General features: G+C 50.6%; 20 protein-coding genes and 2 pseudogenes. 12 read left to right on the forward strand and 10 right to left on the reverse strand.

The features are described 5' to 3' along the window. Positions 1-2 precede the first annotated feature (2 nt). The 7 genes and pseudogenes from QJT81_14195 (at position 3) to QJT81_14225 (ending at position 5,120) form a co-directional block, all read left to right on the forward strand. Positions 3-515: a hypothetical protein gene (locus tag QJT81_14195; GenBank protein WGZ92972.1), complete on the forward strand. Its 513-nt coding sequence runs from the start codon at positions 3-5 to the stop codon at positions 513-515. Positions 516-596: 81 nt separating this feature from the next. Continuing rightward, positions 597-887: an IS66 family insertion sequence element accessory protein TnpB gene (locus QJT81_14200; protein WGZ92973.1), complete on the forward strand. Its 291-nt coding sequence runs from the start codon at positions 597-599 to the stop codon at positions 885-887. Further along, a complete protein-coding gene (gene tnpB / locus QJT81_14205) occupies positions 887-1,261 on the forward strand; it encodes an IS66 family insertion sequence element accessory protein TnpB (GenBank protein WGZ92974.1) in 375 nt (124 codons plus the stop codon). Before QJT81_14200 ends, tnpB begins: the two co-directional genes overlap by 1 nt. A 77-nt stretch (positions 1,262-1,338) precedes the next feature. Beyond that, positions 1,339-2,877 (forward strand): annotated as a pseudogene (locus tag QJT81_14210) (IS66 family transposase). 48 nt (positions 2,878-2,925) lie between these two features. Beyond that, the gene (locus QJT81_14215) at positions 2,926-3,267 is read left to right on the forward strand and encodes a hypothetical protein (GenBank protein ID WGZ92975.1); all 342 of its coding nucleotides are present in this window, start codon (positions 2,926-2,928) and stop codon (positions 3,265-3,267) included. Between the two features lie 80 nt (positions 3,268-3,347). Continuing rightward, entirely contained in the window at positions 3,348-4,124 is a 777-nt protein-coding gene (locus QJT81_14220; protein WGZ92976.1) for a hypothetical protein, read from the forward strand. Positions 4,125-4,127: 3 nt separating this feature from the next. Further along, complete coding sequence (locus QJT81_14225; GenBank protein ID WGZ92977.1) at positions 4,128-5,120, forward strand: FtsK/SpoIIIE domain-containing protein; 993 nt, start codon at positions 4,128-4,130, stop codon at positions 5,118-5,120. Between the two features lie 10 nt (positions 5,121-5,130). On the opposite strand, the gene QJT81_14230 is transcribed toward QJT81_14225, so the two are convergent. Next, a complete protein-coding gene (locus QJT81_14230) occupies positions 5,131-5,298 on the reverse strand; it encodes a hypothetical protein (protein ID WGZ92978.1) in 168 nt (55 codons plus the stop codon). Between the two features lie 190 nt (positions 5,299-5,488). Between QJT81_14230 and QJT81_14235 the strand changes: the two genes are divergently transcribed. After that, positions 5,489-5,680 carry a hypothetical protein gene (locus QJT81_14235; protein WGZ92979.1) on the forward strand — a complete coding sequence of 64 codons (192 nt, stop codon included), beginning with the start codon at positions 5,489-5,491 and terminating at the stop codon, positions 5,678-5,680. A gap of 199 nt (positions 5,681-5,879) precedes the next feature. Further along, positions 5,880-6,146 (forward strand): helix-turn-helix domain-containing protein, encoded by a 267-nt coding sequence (locus QJT81_14240; GenBank protein ID WGZ92980.1) that lies wholly within the window; start codon positions 5,880-5,882, stop codon positions 6,144-6,146. 152 nt (positions 6,147-6,298) lie between these two features. Here QJT81_14240 and QJT81_14245 read toward each other — a convergent pair whose 3' ends face one another. Next, on the reverse strand, positions 6,299-7,633 hold the full coding sequence (locus QJT81_14245) for an IS4 family transposase (GenBank protein WGZ92981.1): 1,335 nt from the start codon (positions 7,631-7,633) through the stop codon (positions 6,299-6,301). 50 nt (positions 7,634-7,683) lie between these two features. Here QJT81_14245 and QJT81_14250 point away from each other — a divergent pair, with 50 nt between their 5' ends. The 3 genes from QJT81_14250 to QJT81_14260 all read left to right on the forward strand — a co-directional run bounded on the left by QJT81_14250 (position 7,684) and on the right by QJT81_14260 (position 10,800). Continuing rightward, positions 7,684-8,631, forward strand: a complete 948-nt coding sequence (locus tag QJT81_14250) for a toprim domain-containing protein (GenBank protein ID WGZ92982.1) — start codon at positions 7,684-7,686, stop codon at positions 8,629-8,631. Continuing rightward, positions 8,628-10,091, forward strand: coding sequence for a DUF3987 domain-containing protein (locus QJT81_14255; protein ID WGZ92983.1), 1,464 nt, complete (start codon positions 8,628-8,630; stop codon positions 10,089-10,091). The genes QJT81_14250 and QJT81_14255 overlap by 4 nt, the downstream gene beginning before the upstream one ends. Positions 10,092-10,557: 466 nt before the next feature. Then, positions 10,558-10,800 carry a hypothetical protein gene (locus QJT81_14260; GenBank protein WGZ92984.1) on the forward strand — a complete coding sequence of 81 codons (243 nt, stop codon included), beginning with the start codon at positions 10,558-10,560 and terminating at the stop codon, positions 10,798-10,800. Between the two features lie 157 nt (positions 10,801-10,957). Here the strand turns inward: QJT81_14260 and QJT81_14265 are convergent, their stop codons facing one another. The 8 genes and pseudogenes from QJT81_14265 to bioH all read right to left on the reverse strand — a co-directional run bounded on the left by QJT81_14265 (position 10,958) and on the right by bioH (position 18,610). Then, entirely contained in the window at positions 10,958-11,407 is a 450-nt protein-coding gene (locus QJT81_14265; protein WGZ92985.1) for a hypothetical protein, read from the reverse strand. Between the two features lie 37 nt (positions 11,408-11,444). Beyond that, a complete protein-coding gene (gene pepN, locus QJT81_14270; protein WGZ92986.1) occupies positions 11,445-14,060 on the reverse strand; it encodes an aminopeptidase N in 2,616 nt (871 codons plus the stop codon). Beyond that, positions 14,057-14,929, reverse strand: coding sequence for a DUF4743 domain-containing protein (locus tag QJT81_14275; GenBank protein WGZ92987.1), 873 nt, complete (start codon positions 14,927-14,929; stop codon positions 14,057-14,059). The genes pepN and QJT81_14275 overlap by 4 nt, the downstream gene beginning before the upstream one ends. A 103-nt stretch (positions 14,930-15,032) precedes the next feature. Continuing rightward, positions 15,033-16,081 (reverse strand): annotated as a pseudogene (locus QJT81_14280) (IS630 family transposase). Positions 16,082-16,146: 65 nt separating this feature from the next. Beyond that, positions 16,147-16,503 (reverse strand): hypothetical protein, encoded by a 357-nt coding sequence (locus QJT81_14285; protein ID WGZ92988.1) that lies wholly within the window; start codon positions 16,501-16,503, stop codon positions 16,147-16,149. 79 nt (positions 16,504-16,582) lie between these two features. Beyond that, positions 16,583-16,825 carry a CDGSH iron-sulfur domain-containing protein gene (locus QJT81_14290; GenBank protein ID WGZ92989.1) on the reverse strand — a complete coding sequence of 81 codons (243 nt, stop codon included), beginning with the start codon at positions 16,823-16,825 and terminating at the stop codon, positions 16,583-16,585. Then, on the reverse strand, positions 16,822-17,694 hold the full coding sequence (gene bioC / locus QJT81_14295; protein ID WGZ92990.1) for a malonyl-ACP O-methyltransferase BioC: 873 nt from the start codon (positions 17,692-17,694) through the stop codon (positions 16,822-16,824). The genes QJT81_14290 and bioC overlap by 4 nt, the downstream gene beginning before the upstream one ends. Beyond that, positions 17,684-18,610 (reverse strand): pimeloyl-ACP methyl ester esterase BioH, encoded by a 927-nt coding sequence (gene bioH, locus QJT81_14300; protein ID WGZ92991.1) that lies wholly within the window; start codon positions 18,608-18,610, stop codon positions 17,684-17,686. The genes bioC and bioH overlap by 11 nt, the downstream gene beginning before the upstream one ends. Between the last annotated feature and the right edge of the window lie 52 nt (positions 18,611-18,662).

Raw genomic sequence — 18,662 nt, forward strand, 5'->3', positions numbered from 1 at the left:
ACATGGAAACTGAAGTAGCACTTGAACGCATTGATGCACGTCTTGAACGTATCGAAAAACTCACCCGCAAGACCTACCGCCAAACCCTGCCAGAAATGCCGTGGCTATTCGCGGCAATCGCAGGCGTAGCAGTGGTTAGCCTAGGCTATGTGGCTTACCCGCAACTGCCTGCTGAAATCAAAGACGTAATCGAACCGCGTGTCGACGTGGCACAAAACAAGCTTTTCACCATTGGGCAAGCGTTCGCGGACTACACCGGCAACGTTGACCGTTCATACACCTTACCCAGTGGGACATTAACGCTCGTTGGTTTGTCGCCCTTGCAGTCATGCCGGTGGCGTTCAGCCATGCTTATGCGCGAATCCAGCGGCAACTATCAACACCCCGGCAACCAGTATGGCTATTTTTCAGGTTACGCGATGGGCGCGGAATCACTGGCAATCGTCGGCTTAGTGAAACAAGAGGCGTTTGATGATGCACCCCGGCATGTTCGTAACGGCACGGATCAAACGTAAGCGACCATTTCAGCACGTCTAGCCCTCGCGATTTCCACGTCCTAAACTGGTTTCCAACCTGAACAACCGAAGGAAACCTCAATGAAACGCCCTCACCGCCGCGCCAGCGAATGGCAAACCCTCATTAGCCAATGGCAAGCCAGCGGCTTATCCGCCCCGGCATTTTGTGAACAGCACAGTATCGGTTACGCCAGTTTTTGCCAATGGCGGCAGCGTCTACGCTCCGCAGATGGCGTGGAGGAACCAGCCGTTCCCGCCAATACCTTCATCGACTTGGGAGCATTATCGGCGGGTCATGCCGCGCTGGGGCAAGGCTGGCACATTGTGCTGAGTTTGGGGAATGGTGTTGAACTACGCCTGAGCCAACGCTGATGTTTGCCCCCGCAGCCACCGCCCGCATCTGGCTATGCACCCAAGCCACCGACATGCGCAAAAGCTTTACGGGGCTGACCGCTTTGGTGAAAAACCAGTTAGGGCAAAATCCCCTGAGTGGGCATTATTTCGTGTTTGTGAACCTACGTAAAACCCAGATGAAGATCCTCTATTTTGAACCCAGCGGCTATTGCTTATGGAGCCAACGCCTGGAGCAGGGCCAATACCGGGTGCAGCCGACAACCAGCGGGCAGCGCGAACTGACCCGGACGGATTTGCAGTTGATTTTGGCGGGCATTGAGGTGCAAAAATCCAGACAATTCAAGCGTTACCAGTATCCTGTGCAGCCACATTCTGGTACAATAAGCCCATGATTTTAAAGCCATCCACCCCGTCTGACACCAGCGTTCCCATGCCGCCGATTGTGGCGGAAATGCTGGCGTTGCGTGAGGAAAATGCTGCCCTGAAACAGGATATAGCTGAATTGAAACGCCAATTGGCGTGGTTCAGGCAACATGTCTTTGGCAGCAAATCGGAAAAGCGTCCGGTTGAGATACCGGTGGCGCAGTTGCCGTTGTTTGCCCCCGCCGCCGCCCCGGTTGCCGCACCCGAGGGTGAAAGCATTACCGTCACCTACCAACGCGGTAAAGCCCCCAAGCTGCGCCCGGATGACTGCGTGAATGACAGCGGGTTACGCTTTACCGCCGATGTCCCGGTCAAGGTGATTCACCTCACCCCGCCGGAACTTCAGGGGGAAGAGGCTGACCAGTATGAGGTGATCGGCACCCAGGTGACCCATCGGGTGGCGCAACGCCCTGCCAGCTACCTCATCCTGCAATACGAGCGCCCGGTCATCAAACGTAAGGGCAGTGCTTCGGCTTCGCTCAGCAACCCACCACTTCCCAGCCCTGCACCCGCCAACGTGCTGGAACGTAGTGTCACCGATGTCAGCTTTTTGGTGGGGATGTTGGTGGACAAGTTCCAGTACCACCTGCCGTTGTACCGCCAGCACCAACGCCTGACCCAAGCGGGGATCACCCTCAGCCGCACGACGCTGACCAATGCGGTGAAACGTGCCATCGACCTGCTCAAACCCATTGCCGAAGCGCAACTCGCCAGTGTACTGCAAAGCAAGCTGCTGGCGATGGACGAAACCCCCATCAAAGCCAGCCCCGCAGGCAACGGCAAGATGAAGCAAGGCTACTTCTGGCCGCTGTACGGGGATCAGGACGAAATCGTCTTCACCTTCTCCGCCAGCCGTGGGCGGCAACACATTGAAAAGACTCTTCGCCAACAGTTCAGCGGCACACTGCTCAGCGACGGTTACCGTGCTTATGCCAGTTACGTCAACGCCAATGACAAGATTACCCATGCCCAATGCTGGGTACACAGCCGTCGCACCTTCATTGCCGCCGAAACCGCTGAACCACAAGCAGTACGCCAAGCCCTTGACACTATCGCGGCACTCTATCAGCACGAAGCCCAGATTAACGAGAAAAAACTCGACGGGGAAGCCAAACGTACCTACCGCCTCACCCACAGCAAGCCGTTGGTCGACCAGTTCTTTGAATGGTGCCAAACCCAATTACAACGTACCGATTTAATCCCCTCCAACCCGCTGACCAAAGCCCTTGGTTATGTCATCCGCCGCGAACACGAACTGCGCGTGTTTCTGGAAGATCCCGACGTGCCAATGGATACCAACCACATCGAACGCGCCCTGCGGCCCATCCCCATGGGCAGGAAAAACTGGTTGTTCTGCTGGACAGAACTCGGCGCGGAACACGTGGGCATCATCCAAAGCCTGATCACCACCTGCCGCCTGCATGACATTAACCCGTATGTCTATCTGATGGATGTTCTGTTGCGCGTTAGTGAGCATCCCGCTTCTCAGGTGCAAGACCTTACGCCAAGATGTTGGAAACAACGGTTTGCGGATAAGCCATTGCGCTCGGATTTGTTTGCGGATATCAACGACGGGCTAGAATGACCGTTTACGGATCAAACCGCATTCCTCAACAACCCGAATAACTGGCGCTTGAACGGCGGCAAACAAGCCTTCTTGCATGACAACCTCCTCCAAGACCGTGCCGTAACCGTCTTGGCAAACGCCAACATTGCCGATGGATTCAAGAGCCGCGTCCTCCTCGAATCGCAACAAGAGAAGATTGCAGGATTCGCAGCAGCGGCGCATCTGAAGGGCTTAACAGCGGCAATTAGCTGGTACGCAAGGGGGAAAGATTCCCATGATGCATTCGGTACAAACACCTCAGACTATGCCGCGATGGGTGAAGCATCCATTAATAAGCGCTCGAATTTATGCGCAGAAAATACCAGAGAAGTGCCTTCATGGCTGAAGTGGCTCGAAGTGAAGAATTGACGGGCGTCCCCCCCGCTTTTCCCGTAATTTTCTAACGGACAGCTAAAGGACACCTAACGGACAGCGAAAAAGGTTAAAAAATGAACACTGAAACACTTGACGATATGCAATCAGAATTACTTGAAGCACTCAGTAAAGACGAAATGCTTAACAAAAAAGGTCTATCCGCAATAGCCAAGCTGATTAAAACCGATGATGCGCGGGCGGTAATTCGCCATGCTATCAAGTCCAGCAATAGCGACAAGGCGCAATACGTTGAAGGGATGAAGCGCATCCTTTGCCAATACAACACAAGCGCGGCTATCTCCATGCGTAGCTTGTGCGACGAAGCCGCTACCAGCGATATGTCGGGAAAGTCTATTGAGAGAAACATCATCCCGTTATTGATTGAGCTGGGCATCATCATCAGGACTGGTGAACGGTCAAGTTACTGGCAGGCATACGACAAGATCGGACACAGGCCCGGTTTGCTGGATACGGTGCTATCCAGCTTTGCAGCAACACCCGAAAAGCTGGCAGCAAAAGCGGAATCAGAACGCGCCTACGCTGAAAAGTGCAAGCTCGATACTGCAAAGAAGGCTGAAGCATTCGCCCAACGTCGCAAGGAATCGTTAATGCGTACCGTAAATGCCACCCAAGAGGCGGAAAAGCTCACGGCAAGCCTACCGGCGCAACCCGCTACCCTTGGGGATAAGGTCAAAGCAAATCCAGCGGCGGCGCTCTTGGCTGGATTGCTGGCGGTGGGCGTTATCGCCTCAGTGTTGACCGCAGAACCACAGCCACAACTGAATACCCCGTTGCTTGCCGATGTAAACGGCTCACCCACACTCGACCCGCGCATTCTGGAAGGAGAATAAGCCATGAGAATCGGAACATTTGACTTAGATCAATTTTACCCTGAAACCAACTTACAGACAGTGACAGCCGCAACCCTGTTGACCGTGCCGACATTGGCGACGGGTAGCTTTGTGGCTGGCGTTAGTGCGTTAGGGCTGGCATGGGTAGCACGGCAAGCACTGAGCGCGTGGAAGCGCGATAACTGCTTATTAGGTAGCGACCTTGATGCAGTGGATACCCACGAAGTGGTAAACAGCGAGATTACCGACACGCTGGCAGATTACGGCTTACCTGATGCGCGGCTGTATCAATCCCTGAACGGTCACGTCCTAACCCGGCATCTGGTGCGTATCCCGCGTGGCACGAAGTTGGGGAAATTACCAGAGGATGACATTGCGCGGGATTTGGGCGTACCGGCTGTGACCATCGGCGCGAATGCAGGGCGTGGGCTTATCTCTGTTGACGTACCGCGTGACGACCGTCAAACCGTAGTGTTCGCTGATTTGCTGCAATCACCACAATGGGCGGATCGTACCGGCGCGTTACCCTGCATGACAGGCGTTGATGTTGTTGGTAATCCGGTTATTTTCGACTTGGAGCAAGCACCTCACCTTATTGTCGGTGGCACAACCGGACAAGGTAAAAGTGTGTGGATGAATGCCTTGATTCTGAGTCTGATGCAGTCAGGGGCAGACTTTCGCTTAATGATAGGCGACGGCAAGGGCGAAGATTTAGCGCCTTTCTACGGCAATTCTAAGCACCTGTTAAAGCATACCGAAGTAACCGCGATTGAAACCGAAGTAGAAGGAATTGCGCATCAAGTCAAATGGCTTGCTGGCGAAATGGATAGACGTTTTAAAGAATCGGACAAGCCTTATTCCATCGTGCTAGTAATTGATGAATTAGCGGATTTGGTTATGCAGGACGATAAAGAGCAAACCATCGTTAAATCACTGGCGCGAATTGCTCAAAAGGGACGTAGCGCGAAAATCCATTTAGGAACTGTCCCGAAATAACTTCCCGAAATCAGGGGGACTGAGGGGTAGCGGTGTAGTTCCATTTTGGCAGGAAATCATCGAACTGGATGGTCATGTTATCCTTAAACGCTTGGGTATACTTGCGCCCGGTTTCAAAAACTTTACTGATGATGCGGACAGCGACCTTCAAGCCAGTGGTGGTTTCCGTTTTTGCCATGTAGACAAGCTGGATACCGATCACAAGAAAGAACTGACCCAGTTGATGACAACAAATTTTCAAACCTTTAAAAATGTTCAGGTCTTGACGCTGTAAGGTATAGCAGAAAAGAGGGAAGTTATTTCGGGACAGTTCCTTAGTAATCGGCACTCAATACCCAAGTTCAAACATTCTGCCCGACCTGTTGCGTATGAATATTCCAAGCCGTGCCGGGTTAACCGTAGCGAAGGATTATGAATCGAAGGTGGTATTAGGTGAAACCGGCTGTGAAAAATTACTGAGTAAAGGCGATTGCCTGTTAAAGCTGATCGGTACGCAACCCCAACGGATGCACGGCGCATTGATCGAAGAGGCTGACATTCAGCGGTTAAACGCGAATTAGCAGAAAAACAGCCTCAAATGTGAACCCGATACGAAATGAGTGCCTTGATCGAATGGCAGCGGAGGGAATTCTGAAGCCTAACACTGATTATATTGAAGGTAGCACTTACCCACGTTACAAAAGAGCCTATTAATTAACCCAACAGGGCAGGGGATTAATAACCCTCTGCTCACTTTTAACACTCACTGGAATATTTAACATGCAAAGACCTGCCAACATAATGAACTTTGACTTTAACCAAATGAAACGCAAGATCAAAGAAAGACTCGCAGCAGCGGAGTTTACAGACAGACTAATAAGCCGTGCCGATCTTTGTAACAAGTTGGGCGTAGACCGATCAACAACCTACCGGTGGGAGTCAGCTAACTTTTTACCCAAACCAGTATTAAAGCGTGGTAAAACTATTCGCTGGTCAGAAAACGAAATTGATGTATGGTTAGCAACCACAAAAAAGAATGATTTATGAGCATCAAACAAAAAGGGTAATTTATGGAAAGCGCACAAAGAAAAGCCCCTAGCGCTACCAACACTAGAGGCCATACAAATATCAACGATTCGAGAGCTGATTATAAAACATCAGGCGCAAAACCGCTATTAAGTCATCTCCTTATACACAAATCAGTCCATTCCCAACTCACTAGCCATCTGAATGCCATAAATGCAGTCCAGCACGCGTGAGTAGCCTAACCAGATACTTTTAGCCCCCGGTTCGCCGTCGGATTTTCTGCCCAGAAAGCCCCCCAGTTCTGCGAGATTGCGGATCACTTGATTGAGGGTAGGTATGCCATCGGGTAGTGCTTTTTTGCCGAGTCGGAAGGAGACTTTCCATTCCAAGGGGTCAAACACCAGATCAGCAGGAAGTTCTGGACAGGTACGCCCCAACCGCATCAGAAACATAATCCGCCAGGCCACCATGATGTAGAGCGCGAGGGCTTTTTCGATGCGCTCTTTGGTGTCCAGTTGCAGTTTTTCGACGCGACAACCGACTTTCAGAACATCAAAAAACATCTCGATTTCCCAACGCGCCCGATACCAGTCGATGAGTTCACAGGCGGCATCGGCGGTCTCTACACAACGGTTGGTGACTAAACGCCAAATGAGGGGCGATTTTCCGGCGGGTGGGTTGATTTCTTTGGCTTGCACCAAGGTCAATAGCATCGGATGCTTACTCTTGGGACGCAAGGTATAACGTAACACCTTGATTTCTTGTACCACTTTACGGGGCTTTTCACCCTGCTTGCGCGGTTTGGTAAAAGTGATACGAGTCAACGCTTTTTGTTGATCAATGGCATCCCACAGTTTGAGGTCATCCCCCAAAGCCCGGTTATGTTGCGCCCGTATCAGCAGGTCAGCCGGGTAATCCAAGGCTTGCGCCCGTTTGAGTAAGTCATAAAAGTCGCTTTCACGGTCGCCAGTATAGATGAGGCGGTGTTCAGGGCAGCGTGCCGCCAGTTCAGCTACCCGTTCATACCCTTCAATCCAGCGGCGGCTTTCTTTGATGCTGGGGTTGGCTTGGTCGGCAGCTTTGCTCAATCCCCGTGACCACATCCACGTATCGGTGATGCCCAACGGCAAACGTTCTGGGGTAATACACAAGGTCGGATGCAGGTACATCCCGCGTTGCTTGTCGTAGGATAACCGCCCTAAACCCTCGGTTTCTTGTCCATTGAAGTCCAGTTCGGTCGTATCTTGAATACACAGGATAATCCGCGAATCTTGTTGACGAATTCGGCACTCTGTCGCTTCAAAGTGGGATGCCATCAAAGCATCATGGCTCACCGCTTCATTCCAGAAGAAACGGTACGTCGCCAAGGTGCTTGACCAACTTTGGCAAGCCTTAGGGATGCTGGACTGGGGGGCTTTCAGCATGGCTTTGAGGATATGGGCGGCTCGTGTTTCGAGACGCTTGTCTCCCAAATCAAGATCGGTGAGTTCGGTAGATGACCAGTTCATGAGTGAAAATTGCTTATCTTACATCAGCTTGGGAACTTGTCTATAAGGAGATGCTATTAAGTACCGCTGATATTCTTGATAATTTCAGGCAAGCGCTAATAGAGAATATTGGTCATGCCCCTAATACGATTGAATGCAGCGGCAAATTAGAACGCTTTTCTAGCAATGGCAAAAGTGACGATAAAGCGGGCTGGTATGTGTGTCATGAACACACCCTGATGATTGATCAAGCCTATCAGTGGGGCATTGTTTGCATTTTCGGCAACTGGCGTGAAGGTTCTACCCACACGTGGAACAGCTTTAGCACGTTTTTTCGGTTGAGCCGTGAAGCCAAGCAACAACTTGAACGCAAACAACAAGAGCAAGTCGCCCAACAACAAGCGGAACGTGCCGCCAAAGCGGAACAAGCCCGCCGTCAAGGCGTAGCAATGTGGGAATCTGCCCAACCTGCCAACCCCTCACACCCTTACCTGATGCGCAAGCGGGTAGGGACATACAACATCCGGCAAGCGGGCAACCTGTTGCTGATTCCCCTCTGTGACCTTGACGGCACGTTACACGGCTTGCAAACCATTGCCCCCACAGGTGAGAAACGCTTTTTGACCGGTACACCCAAGCGCGGCAAGTTCCACCTCATAGGCGACAATCTCACGCACTCCCAAGGTGTGTACGTCTGCGAAGGCTACGCGACCGGCGCAAGCCTGTATGAAACCTATGGCTTACCGGTACTGGTAGCCTTTGACGCGGGCAACCTGCTACCTGTTACCCAAAACTACCACAACCGCTTTCCGCACATTCCCCTGACTGTATGCGCGGATAACGACCGCAAAACCCCCGACAACCCCGGCTTAAGCAAAGCGCGTGCCGTGGTTGCCTGCTTACCCAAGGTCGGTTTGATCGTGCCGGAATTCCCCGACACTACCCCCTTGCACCTTTCCGATTTCAACGATTTAACGGCATTGCTGAGAAGCAACGCCCACAAGGACACTACCCCATGACTAACACGACACCCCACAACGCTACCAGCGGCAAACCTAACCTGTCAGTAGTGACTAATTTTGTACGCACGGAAAAGCCCACCCACAAACCAACCGAACCGGAACAGGCGAAACCGCACACGCTTGACCTGTTGAAGCACCTCCCTGACGGTGATTTTAAGCGGTACGTGGGCGACGTAGCGCGGATGTGCAACATCTATCCGTCAACTAGCTTACTGGTAGCGCTAGGCATTGTTTCATCTGTAGCGTGTCGTTCTGTTGCGGTCGCTTATCAGGATGGAAGTTTGTTACCCGTTGGGGAATACATCATCTGTGGCGGTATTCCGGGTGATGCGAAAAGCCGAATGCTAAAAGCCTTCCAGCGCCCAATATTTGAGGCACAAAAGGAAGCTGATAAAGCGTGGAAGCAACGTAAAGAAGCACACGAAGATTCGGGAACCGAAGGCAAATTTGATGAACCCAGACCGCCCCGTATTTTTATTACTGACTCAACAGTAGAGGCACTTGAATCAGTATTGGCAGAATCAGGTGGTTATTTTGCCCTTGCAAGCGCGGAACAAGCCGTGGTGAACACCTTAACCGGCGCAGCCTACGGCGGCAAAGACAAAAAGAACAATGGAGACTTACCCCTAAAGGGCTTTAACGCTGAATATCATGCAGGTGCGCGGGCGGCAAAAGAACGAACCACTTACACCGGAATTGTAGTAGGGGCTATTACTTGCTTTGCGCAACCAGCAGCGATTGAAACCATATTGGCAAAATCTGAAGGTTCTGGGATGGCGGAACGCTTCATGCTGGCACGAGAGCCTACACAACAAGGCACACGCGACCACACGCGCCAATATTACCCGCACGAGTATAGCCAGAATGTTTACAACCGCATTGTGAAAGATATAGCGGCGCAAGCGCTAACACTGGCGCAGGATTTTGACGACTTGCCAGCGTACCGAATCAACAAGGAAGACTGGTATAAAATCCAACTGTTTAGAAATGAGATGGAGCCACATCTAATAGAGGGCGGGAAGTACAGCACCGCTACCATGTGCGGCATTGTCTCAAAAGTAGACATGCACATCATGAAAATTGCCACTCTATTAGCAATCTTGGATGAAAAGCCAGTGGGTGAAGTAGGGCGGGAATACGTGGAAGCAAGCATAAACATCATGCGCGATATGCTGGAATACATACTAAGCCTGTTGATCGACTTAGAGGTTATCGGCTTCAACGCTTTTGAAAATTCGATCATTGCCTACCTTGGCAAACAGCAGAACGCCACCCGCAAGCTGATACGCACCAACAAATGCGAAGGCAAACCATGGTCGGAAATCCCGCGTAGCAGCCTAACCAACAAGATCAACGAAACCGTTGACGAACTTATCAGAAAGGGCGTGGTTGTGGAGGAGGAAACCTTCTACCCCAACGGCTGGAGCCAAGGCAAATACCTAAGACTGATTGCTTGATTATCTTGTAAATTTGCCACCATCAAGCCGCGTCTATCGCGGCTTTTTATTGTAAAAAATAAATATAAATCTAAAAACAGCAATAAATATTTCATCGGCACTTGTGATTAATTTTTAATCAAACCTCAAATTTACCCAAAAAACTCCAACTTTACCCCCAAAAAGTTGGGATAAGTTGGGAAAAGTTGGGATTTTTCCCAATCTCACAAACCTTTTATATACAATAACTTATAGGCTTTTTAAAAAAGCCATCCCAACTGACTTTTTCGTTTAAATACAATAACTTACGTGAAAAGTTGGGAAAAGTTGGGATTTTTGGGAAAACCCACCCCCACACCCCACCCATACCGCCCCAAAACCCACCAAGATGAAAAACCAATATTATTCATTTTATTATTCATAATTTATTCTTTATGCTATTTATTATTTACGTGCTTACCACGCAACAACCACACAAGGAAAAACCATGTTTAATGATGACTTCATTACCGTTAACGGCCTGTATGCATGGGCGCGTTTCATGCTGGCTTGTATCAGCCTGTTCTACATGCTGGAACACGCGATCAGGGGGGAATGGTTCCCGGCGGGTTTGCTACTAGTAGCGGCGGGCTTGTTCATCCAATGGCACGGGCTAGGCAAACCACAACCACGGAAAGGGCAGGTAATCGCGGGCGGGCTGGTGTTGTTGGTGGTGGGTGTTTTTGCTTAAGTAAAGATGGTTGGCTGCATATTTGGCTGTATAGCCAGCAAAGTAATTTCGGGAAATTGTTCTATATTAACGGCTTGCAGATGTTTTGCAGTTGTTGTTGGGGCCGCCATTAACGGCAGTCTACCGTAGGGTAAACCACCGTTAAACTCGGAGTGGCTTATTTCTTCTCAGCCACAGGTGCTGCGGCTTCCCCAATAGCTGGGGTTGCTTCGATTTTCACTTTCTCAGCAGCACCGTCACAATAGCTCCACGTCGCTTCCCAGCGTGAAGGGAAACTCTTGTCGATAAATTTGATCTGGTAACGCCCCCAATAACGGGTCATTTCACCAAAAATACCGGGGCGTTCGGTAGTGCATTCCACCTTAGCTTTCTTTTTTGCCCAATAACCATCATACGTCCCACGGTTTTGGTAAACCTTTGCTAAGCCCAAAATGTATACCACACCCGGATCTTCCGCAGGCCCATAAGCAAATACGGCGGTCGGCCCGATTTCATCAGCGTACACAATACGCCCGACGTTGCTGTTCCACACTTCATCTGCCAGCGCATTGCTGCCCGTGGTAATCAGTGCAGCTAACCCTAGTGCTTTCAATACCTTCAATTTCATTCCATGCCCTCTCTATCATTGATGAATGGTCGCCACATCATACCAGACTCTTGCTTACGATTTCATACACATCCCCCGACAAACCCGCATGTGCCTGAATACGCTCTAACTGCGTTTTCATTAAGCCACTACGGGTCGCTTCGTAATGCCGCCAGTTCATCAATGGACGCACCATACGTGACGCAATTTGCGGGTTCATCGCATCCAGCTCCAACACGCAATCCGTGAGGAAGGTATAACCACGACCATCCTGCGCGTGGAAATGCAGTGGGTTGCGCATTGCAAAGCTACCCACCAACGCACGGACTTTATTGGGGTTGCGCATATCGAATAACGGATGCTGCATTAAAGCCTGCACTTGTTGCAGCGTTTCCGGCAATGAGGACGTGGCTTGCAAAGCAAACCATTTATCCATCACCAAGGAATCGTATTGCCAACGGTCATGGAAATGCTGCAACGCTGCTTCACGTTGCGGGCATTCAATCCGGCTCAATACCGACAATGCCGCCAGCGCATCCGTCATATTGCCTGCCGTGAGGTATTGTTGCAGGCAAGTTTCATGGATACCCGCATCCTGAATCCGCCCCAAATACGCCAAGCAAACGTTTTTCAGACTGCGCCGCCCAATGCTGGCTGCATCGGGGGAATATGCTCCCTGCCCCTGCGCGAGCAATTCGGTGTACAGCGCTTCCAAATCCAAACGTAAGGCTTTTGCCAAGGTCGCGTGAATAAATTCGCGTACCGTGTGAATCGCCTCAGGGTCAGAAGGCCGCGCCCGTTCTGCAATATCTGCCTCAGACGGCAGAGTCAAAGCTTCGGCACGTAAGGCGTGATCCAAGCCACTATCCGTCAGAATCGCTTGGTAAGCACTGATGAAATCGTGTTCCAACCCGAACGCTTCTTGCCGTTGCTGTGCTTCCAACAACGAGAGGATAGTACGCATTGCTAAACGTTGCCCCGCATCCCAACGGTTAAACGCATCGCTGTCGTGCTTCATCAGAAACACCAAATCGGCTTCGCTGTACGGGTAGCCAAGTTTTACTGGCGATGAAAAACCGCGCAACAACGACGGTATCGGTTGTTCAACCACATTGCTAAAGCTGAATGATTGCGTGGCTTCCGTCAGACGCAACACTTGCGTACCGAGCATGTCTTGTCCACGGCTATCCAGCAAACCGATTTCGACCGGAATCAAAAACGGCAGTTTTACCGCTGCTTCTGGCGTAGCGGGACACGATTGGGTGAAATGCAGCGTACAGGTTTGCGCCGCTGCGTCATAATCCATGCTGACCGCTACTTCCGGCGTACCGGCCTGATCATACCAACGCTGAAACTGGCTTAAATCAACTTCATTGGCATCCGCCATCGCCGCAAGGAAATTTTCAGTGGAAACGGCTTGCCCATCGTGGCGGTGGAAATACAGATCAATACCCTTGCGGAACCCTTCACGCCCCAGCAACGTTTGGTACATACGCACCACTTCCGCACCCTTCTCGTAAACCGTTACCGTGTAGAAGTTATTGATTTCCATATAGGAAGATGGGCGAATCGGGTGTGCCATCGGGCTGGCATCTTCCGCAAACTGATGGGTGCGCAACATCCGCACGTCTTCAATGCGTTTCACCGCACGTGAATGTAAGTCAGAGGTGAATTCCTGATCACGAAATACCGTCAAGCCCTCTTTCAGTGATAACTGAAACCAATCGCGGCAGGTCACGCGATTGCCCGTCCAGTTATGGAAGTACTCGTGCCCAATCACGGCTTCAATGCTGACATAATCCATATCCGTTGCCGTTTCAGGGCTGGCAAACACTAACTTGGAGTTGAATACGTTCAAGCCCTTGTTTTCCATCGCCCCCATGTTGAAATCATCGACCGCGACGATCATGTAAATGTCAAGATCGTATTCCAAACCGAAACGCTGCTCATCCCACCGCATCGCCCGTTTCAGTGACTGCATCGCGTGATCACATTTGTCGATATTGTGTGCTTCGGTATAAATGCGTAACGTTACCTCACGCCCCGAACGTGTGGTGAAATGGTCTTCCACATGCTGCAAATCGCCTGCCACCAATGCGAATAAATACGCAGGCTTGTGGAACGGGTCTTCCCAACGCGCCCAATGCCTGCCATCTGGCAAATCACCGCTGCCCGTAAGATTGCCATTGGACAGCAATACCGGATATTTTTGTTTATCTGCCAAAATTTGCGTCGTGAACACCGTCATCACATCGGGGCGGTCGGGATAATAAGTAATTTTGCGAAACCCTTGCGCCTCGCATTGCGTGCAAAAATTGCCGCTGGACTGGTACAAACCTTCCAGCGAGGTATTTTTCTGCGGGTAGATTCGGGTGACGATTTCCAGCGTACACAATGCCGACACATTGGGGATACTCATGCCTGTACTGGTAAGCTGATAATCACCCGTTTGGAGCGGTAAACCATTCAAACGTATTTCCAGTAACTCCAGCTCTTCACCGTACAATTCCAGAGGCGTATTCGCTGCAACCCCAGCCTCACGCCGGTAATTCGCCACACTGGTCACACGCGTCGCGTCTTCACCCAATTCAAAAACTAACGACAATGCATCCACCCGGTAACTGGGTGCTACATAATCTTGTAAATAAACCGTTTTAGGTTGGCCTTCTTTCATTTTTTTGTCTCTTTTACATTACCAGCAATATACAGACTGTTGAGGATAGCTGCATGTTCAGGATGTTGCGGTGAAATCATTCCCATGCGCAATAAAAGATCAATATTCACCAGATTACAATTGTCTTTGAAGGCTTCGGTGGTTTCCGTCAACCGGGCAATTTCCGCTAATGGCATCCGCTCAAACGCAATCACTTCACCATCGGTATTTTCGGGCACAAAATCTTCCGGCAACCACAAGTCATACACATAAATCGTGGAATTATCCAAACCGCGCCAGCCTTCTTGCCGGTATGGAATCGTGCCGATAGCCTGCGCTTGTTGGGCTAACTCGGCGGGAATATTGGCTTCTTCCTGCGACTCTTTGATGACATTTTCCAGCAAACCTAAGCCCACGGGCTGACCACCTGCGACCATTTGATCAAGCTTACCCGGCCAGAACGGTTTATCCAGCGAACGTGTACCCACCCACACTTCAATACCCTTAGCGGTTTTAACCAAACCGTTAACGTGAATACCAAACGTTTTCACCCCGAAAAAATTGGTAGCAGCACGTTCAATTTCCAATTCGGCATGACCACCAAAGCGATGCGTGACGGGGTAAGCCTCAGCTACCCACGTATCAATTACCCCCTGCTCATGCAAAGCACGTAACACCGGCGCCACGCTTTCAGTGCGGCTGGCATAATCGGGCAAGTGCGGATTTAAGGCAACGTGCGTAGCCGTTACCGCAAATACCTCTCCCCAGTTTGCCAAATGTTCAGCAAAAGCAGGTTGTACCTGCCCATACACCTGATCAGCGATCAGCAATTCACGGTAATGGGTAGACTCAAAATTGTTGCAAGCACGAATGCGGTCAAGGTAACTCATGTTTATGTATCAGCGGTTGTTGTTGGGCGAATTTCGTCATACTGGTGTTTAACATCCAGCCTAGCCAGAGTACAACCAGCATGGTTAATACCGCAACTATACCTTACAGCGTCAAGACCTGAACATTTTTAAAGGTTTGAAAATTTGTTGTCATCAACTGGGTCAGTTCTTTCTTGTGATCGGTATCCAGCTTGTCGAGACAGTTGGTGATGGCCGCCTTGAAAGCGGGAAACTTATCATAGTATTTCGAGTACAAGCATTTTTTCTTGACGAACTTCCACAACCGTTCAATCAGATTGAGGTTGGGTGAATAGGTCGGTAAAAATAATAGTTCAATATTGAGCCTTTTCGCACAGGCAAACACGGCTTCACAGCGTTGATACTTGGCATTATCCAAGACCAAAGTGATCGGTATTTTGAGTGCTAACGCTGCAATTTTTTCCAATAATTCACACACGCTGTTAGCGTTGATATAGGAGTCGTTAGTGATCGTGATGAGTTGTAGCGTTATCGCATTGAGTGCGCCCAATACGTTGTAGCGTTGTCGACCACAGGGGGCTTTGATGAATACGCGGGAAAATGACCACAAAAACCCCAGAAACGGTGCTAACACGAAGTGGGCGGCATCGACAAAAAAAGGGCGCGTTTGCCCTCCTTAGCCTCCTGAATGCGCGGTTTTAGTTCATTTTCCAGGAACTTTTCTTGTGCTTCCACATCAGCTTTGGCGGGTATCATCCCCACTTTATGGATGTCCATCCCTATTTTCTTCATAAAGACACGTACCCTGTCCTCACTGCGTTTGATGCCTGTCAGCTCCTCAATCTTAGCGGCTGCCGCCTTGCTGGTTGCGGGGGGATATTCACGAAAATAGGCTTCAATCTTGTCTTTATATGCCATCAAATCACTCTGTGGTTTATTGAATCGTATTTCTTTAAGAGCTTCTAAACCGTTAGGTTGTAGGTAGGCGTTTAGGTAGGCAAGCAGCGTGGCTTCTGTAATCCTTTCCAATCGTTTGATTTCCTTATGCGTCAACTGTTGGGATTTCAGGTACAGCACGGACATTTTCTTACGGACTCTGGGATGAGGATGGCGCTCCTTCCAGTAGAACAGCTCCGCTATCTCATCCTCAGTGAAAGTGATTTTTAATGTCATACATTACTCATGGCTGCTTTTGTTACCAGTCATCTAACCATATTTCCCTGATCAAAAAAACTATTTTATGGCACGGACTGGTATATCCGCCATGTTCGACGCGACAAACCGGACATACGTTCACAGTACTGCATATCAAGGTACATTTCGCGTTCAACGTACCCCTGTAACTGGTTGAATTCGCTAAAGTCGATAGTGAATGTATCCCCTTCATGATGCAGCAACAGTTCATTCACCAACGGAATTTCCCGCGCATAGATGGAACGTACTGACTCAATCGCCCCTGATTTATCGAGCGTAGTTACACCATTCACTTTACGCAAACGCCCATCGGCAGCATCTAACAATTGCCAAACGATTGAGCCTTTTTCAGGGGAAACAGCGTTGCGACTAACGGATTGGATGGTATACGTTTTTTTCATTATTATGCGCCAACTAGCGAGTTAATTGACGCAAGTTTACCACACTGATAATCGGCTTAGCTTAGATCAGATAATCGGCTTAGCTTAGATCACGATGAGCTGCATCACAGAACGGTGCATTTTTAGTGTGTTTGCAAGCGCATAACCCGTACTTCTTGCTTTCCGGCACGGTAAATTCCATTGGGGTGAAATCCGTCCCCTTGTGTGAACCGTCGCAAAACGGCTGATTGGCGGAACGTCCGCAGCTACACCACCAATAGCTTTCGTCAGCTTCCAGCTCCACTACACACGGTTTTTTCTGCGCAATAACGGGGTCACTCATGGCTTACTCCTCATGATCGGAATGAATTTTTCGGGCAATTTGCTGGGCAACAGGGTTGGTGCCCAGGCGTGACCATACACCACTTCGTAGGTGGCGGGATAAAGCCCATCTTCCTGACGAAAGTATTCGTAAGCCTGCAAAAAAGCCTGTAGATGTGCTTTGCCGGTCAAGCCGTGATTGCGCCCGTGCGTGGCATTGTTTGCGCCAATGCCTTTCAGATCCCGCAATAAACCACGCACATCGGCGTAGGTCAGCGTGATGGTTTCCATATCCACCACCGGATCGCGGAAACCGGCTTGTAACAGTGCATCGCCCACGTCGTGCATATCCACAAATTGGCTGGCGTGGGTGAAGCCATCCACCCTGCCCCAACTGGCGCGTAATTCTTTCAAGGTATCCGGGCCGAAGGTGGCAAACATCAGCAAACCATTCGGCTTCAGCACTTGCACCCATTCGCCAAATACGGCGGGCAAGTCGTTGCACCATTGCAGCATCAGGTTAGACAGCAACATATCCGCGCATTGCGGCTGGAATGGCAGGTGATTGGCATCGGCACACACGCCTTGTGGCTTGCGAAACCAACCGCCGCGTTGCCGGGTTTTTTGCACCATATTGACGGCAAGATCGACCCCGATAATGCGGGCTTTTTTGTAACGCTTCAGCAAGTGTTCGCTGATCATGCCCGTGCCGCAACCGAGGTCGAGGACGATTTCCGGCTGCATTTTGATGAAATCCAAACGTTCCAACAGACGCTCGCCGATTTCACGCTGCAACACCGCGTTAGCATCGTAAGTGTGCGCGGCGCGTTCAAAGCCTTGGCGGGTTTTACGTTTATCCAGCAAGTAGGGGTTGGCAGTGTCAGAGCGCATTCAGAAATGCCCCGCAATGTTCCATGAAAAGCTCCGGGTGGGTAACGAAGGGTACATGTGCCGCTTGTTCCAGCACCGCAATGTGCTTATACCCCATTTCCGGCAGCGCGTCAGCCAGAGACGCGGGAATCAGCTTGTCGAGCTTACCCAGCATCCACAGCGTCGGCTGTTTCACTGGCGCTTGGGAGAAATCGGCGGTTTGCAAGATGTTCAGCCCATCTTCCAGCGCAGGGACACTTGCTGGGTGTTCCATAATACGGTCACGCAAGGCATTCACCACGCGGGTATCAGTTTTGGTGCTGAGGAATTGCAGCGCGAAAAAGCGTTTTACCGTGCCAAGGTAATCAGTTTGCAAACTTCTGCCAAACAGGGCGAGCAAGTCGGGGGAAACACCGTGTGACCAGTCACCTTCCGCGACGAATTTGGGGGTGCTGGCAATCAGGATCAGCGCGGCAATCCGGTCAGGTAACGCGTGCGCCAGACCTTGCGCAATCAGACCGCCGAGTGACCAGCCCATAATAATGGCATCTTGCGGAATGTGCGGGGCAAGTTGTTCCACCGCTTCCGCCAATGTTCCCAGCGGCAAATGGCTGTTTGCGCCATGCCCCGGCAGGTCGATGCAAATAACTTGGGCATGTTGTGCCAAGCTCGGCAACAAGGGTTGCCAGACGTGGCTGTTCATGCCCCAGCCGTGGAGCAGGACTAACGGTTTGCCCTGCCCCGAATACTTAATTTGCTGAATGTGCTCAAAAGTCGCCTCAATGTCCCCCGATAACTGCTGCATCACAAGCTGCTGCTGTGCCGCTTGCTGGCGGGTCTCTTCCTGAATCTGTTCCAACGTCATATCCAAAGCGTTTTCAGCCTTGTTAGGCATATCGGTTGTGGGGCTATCCGCTATTTTCTGTTGATCACTCATTTCTCTTTCCCCCTGCGCAAATCGTCTGGTATTAAAAGTTGGCTACTTTAGC

This window comes from Candidatus Thiothrix putei, from assembly GCA_029972225.1.
GTDB classification, from domain to species: domain Bacteria; phylum Pseudomonadota; class Gammaproteobacteria; order Thiotrichales; family Thiotrichaceae; genus Thiothrix; species Thiothrix putei.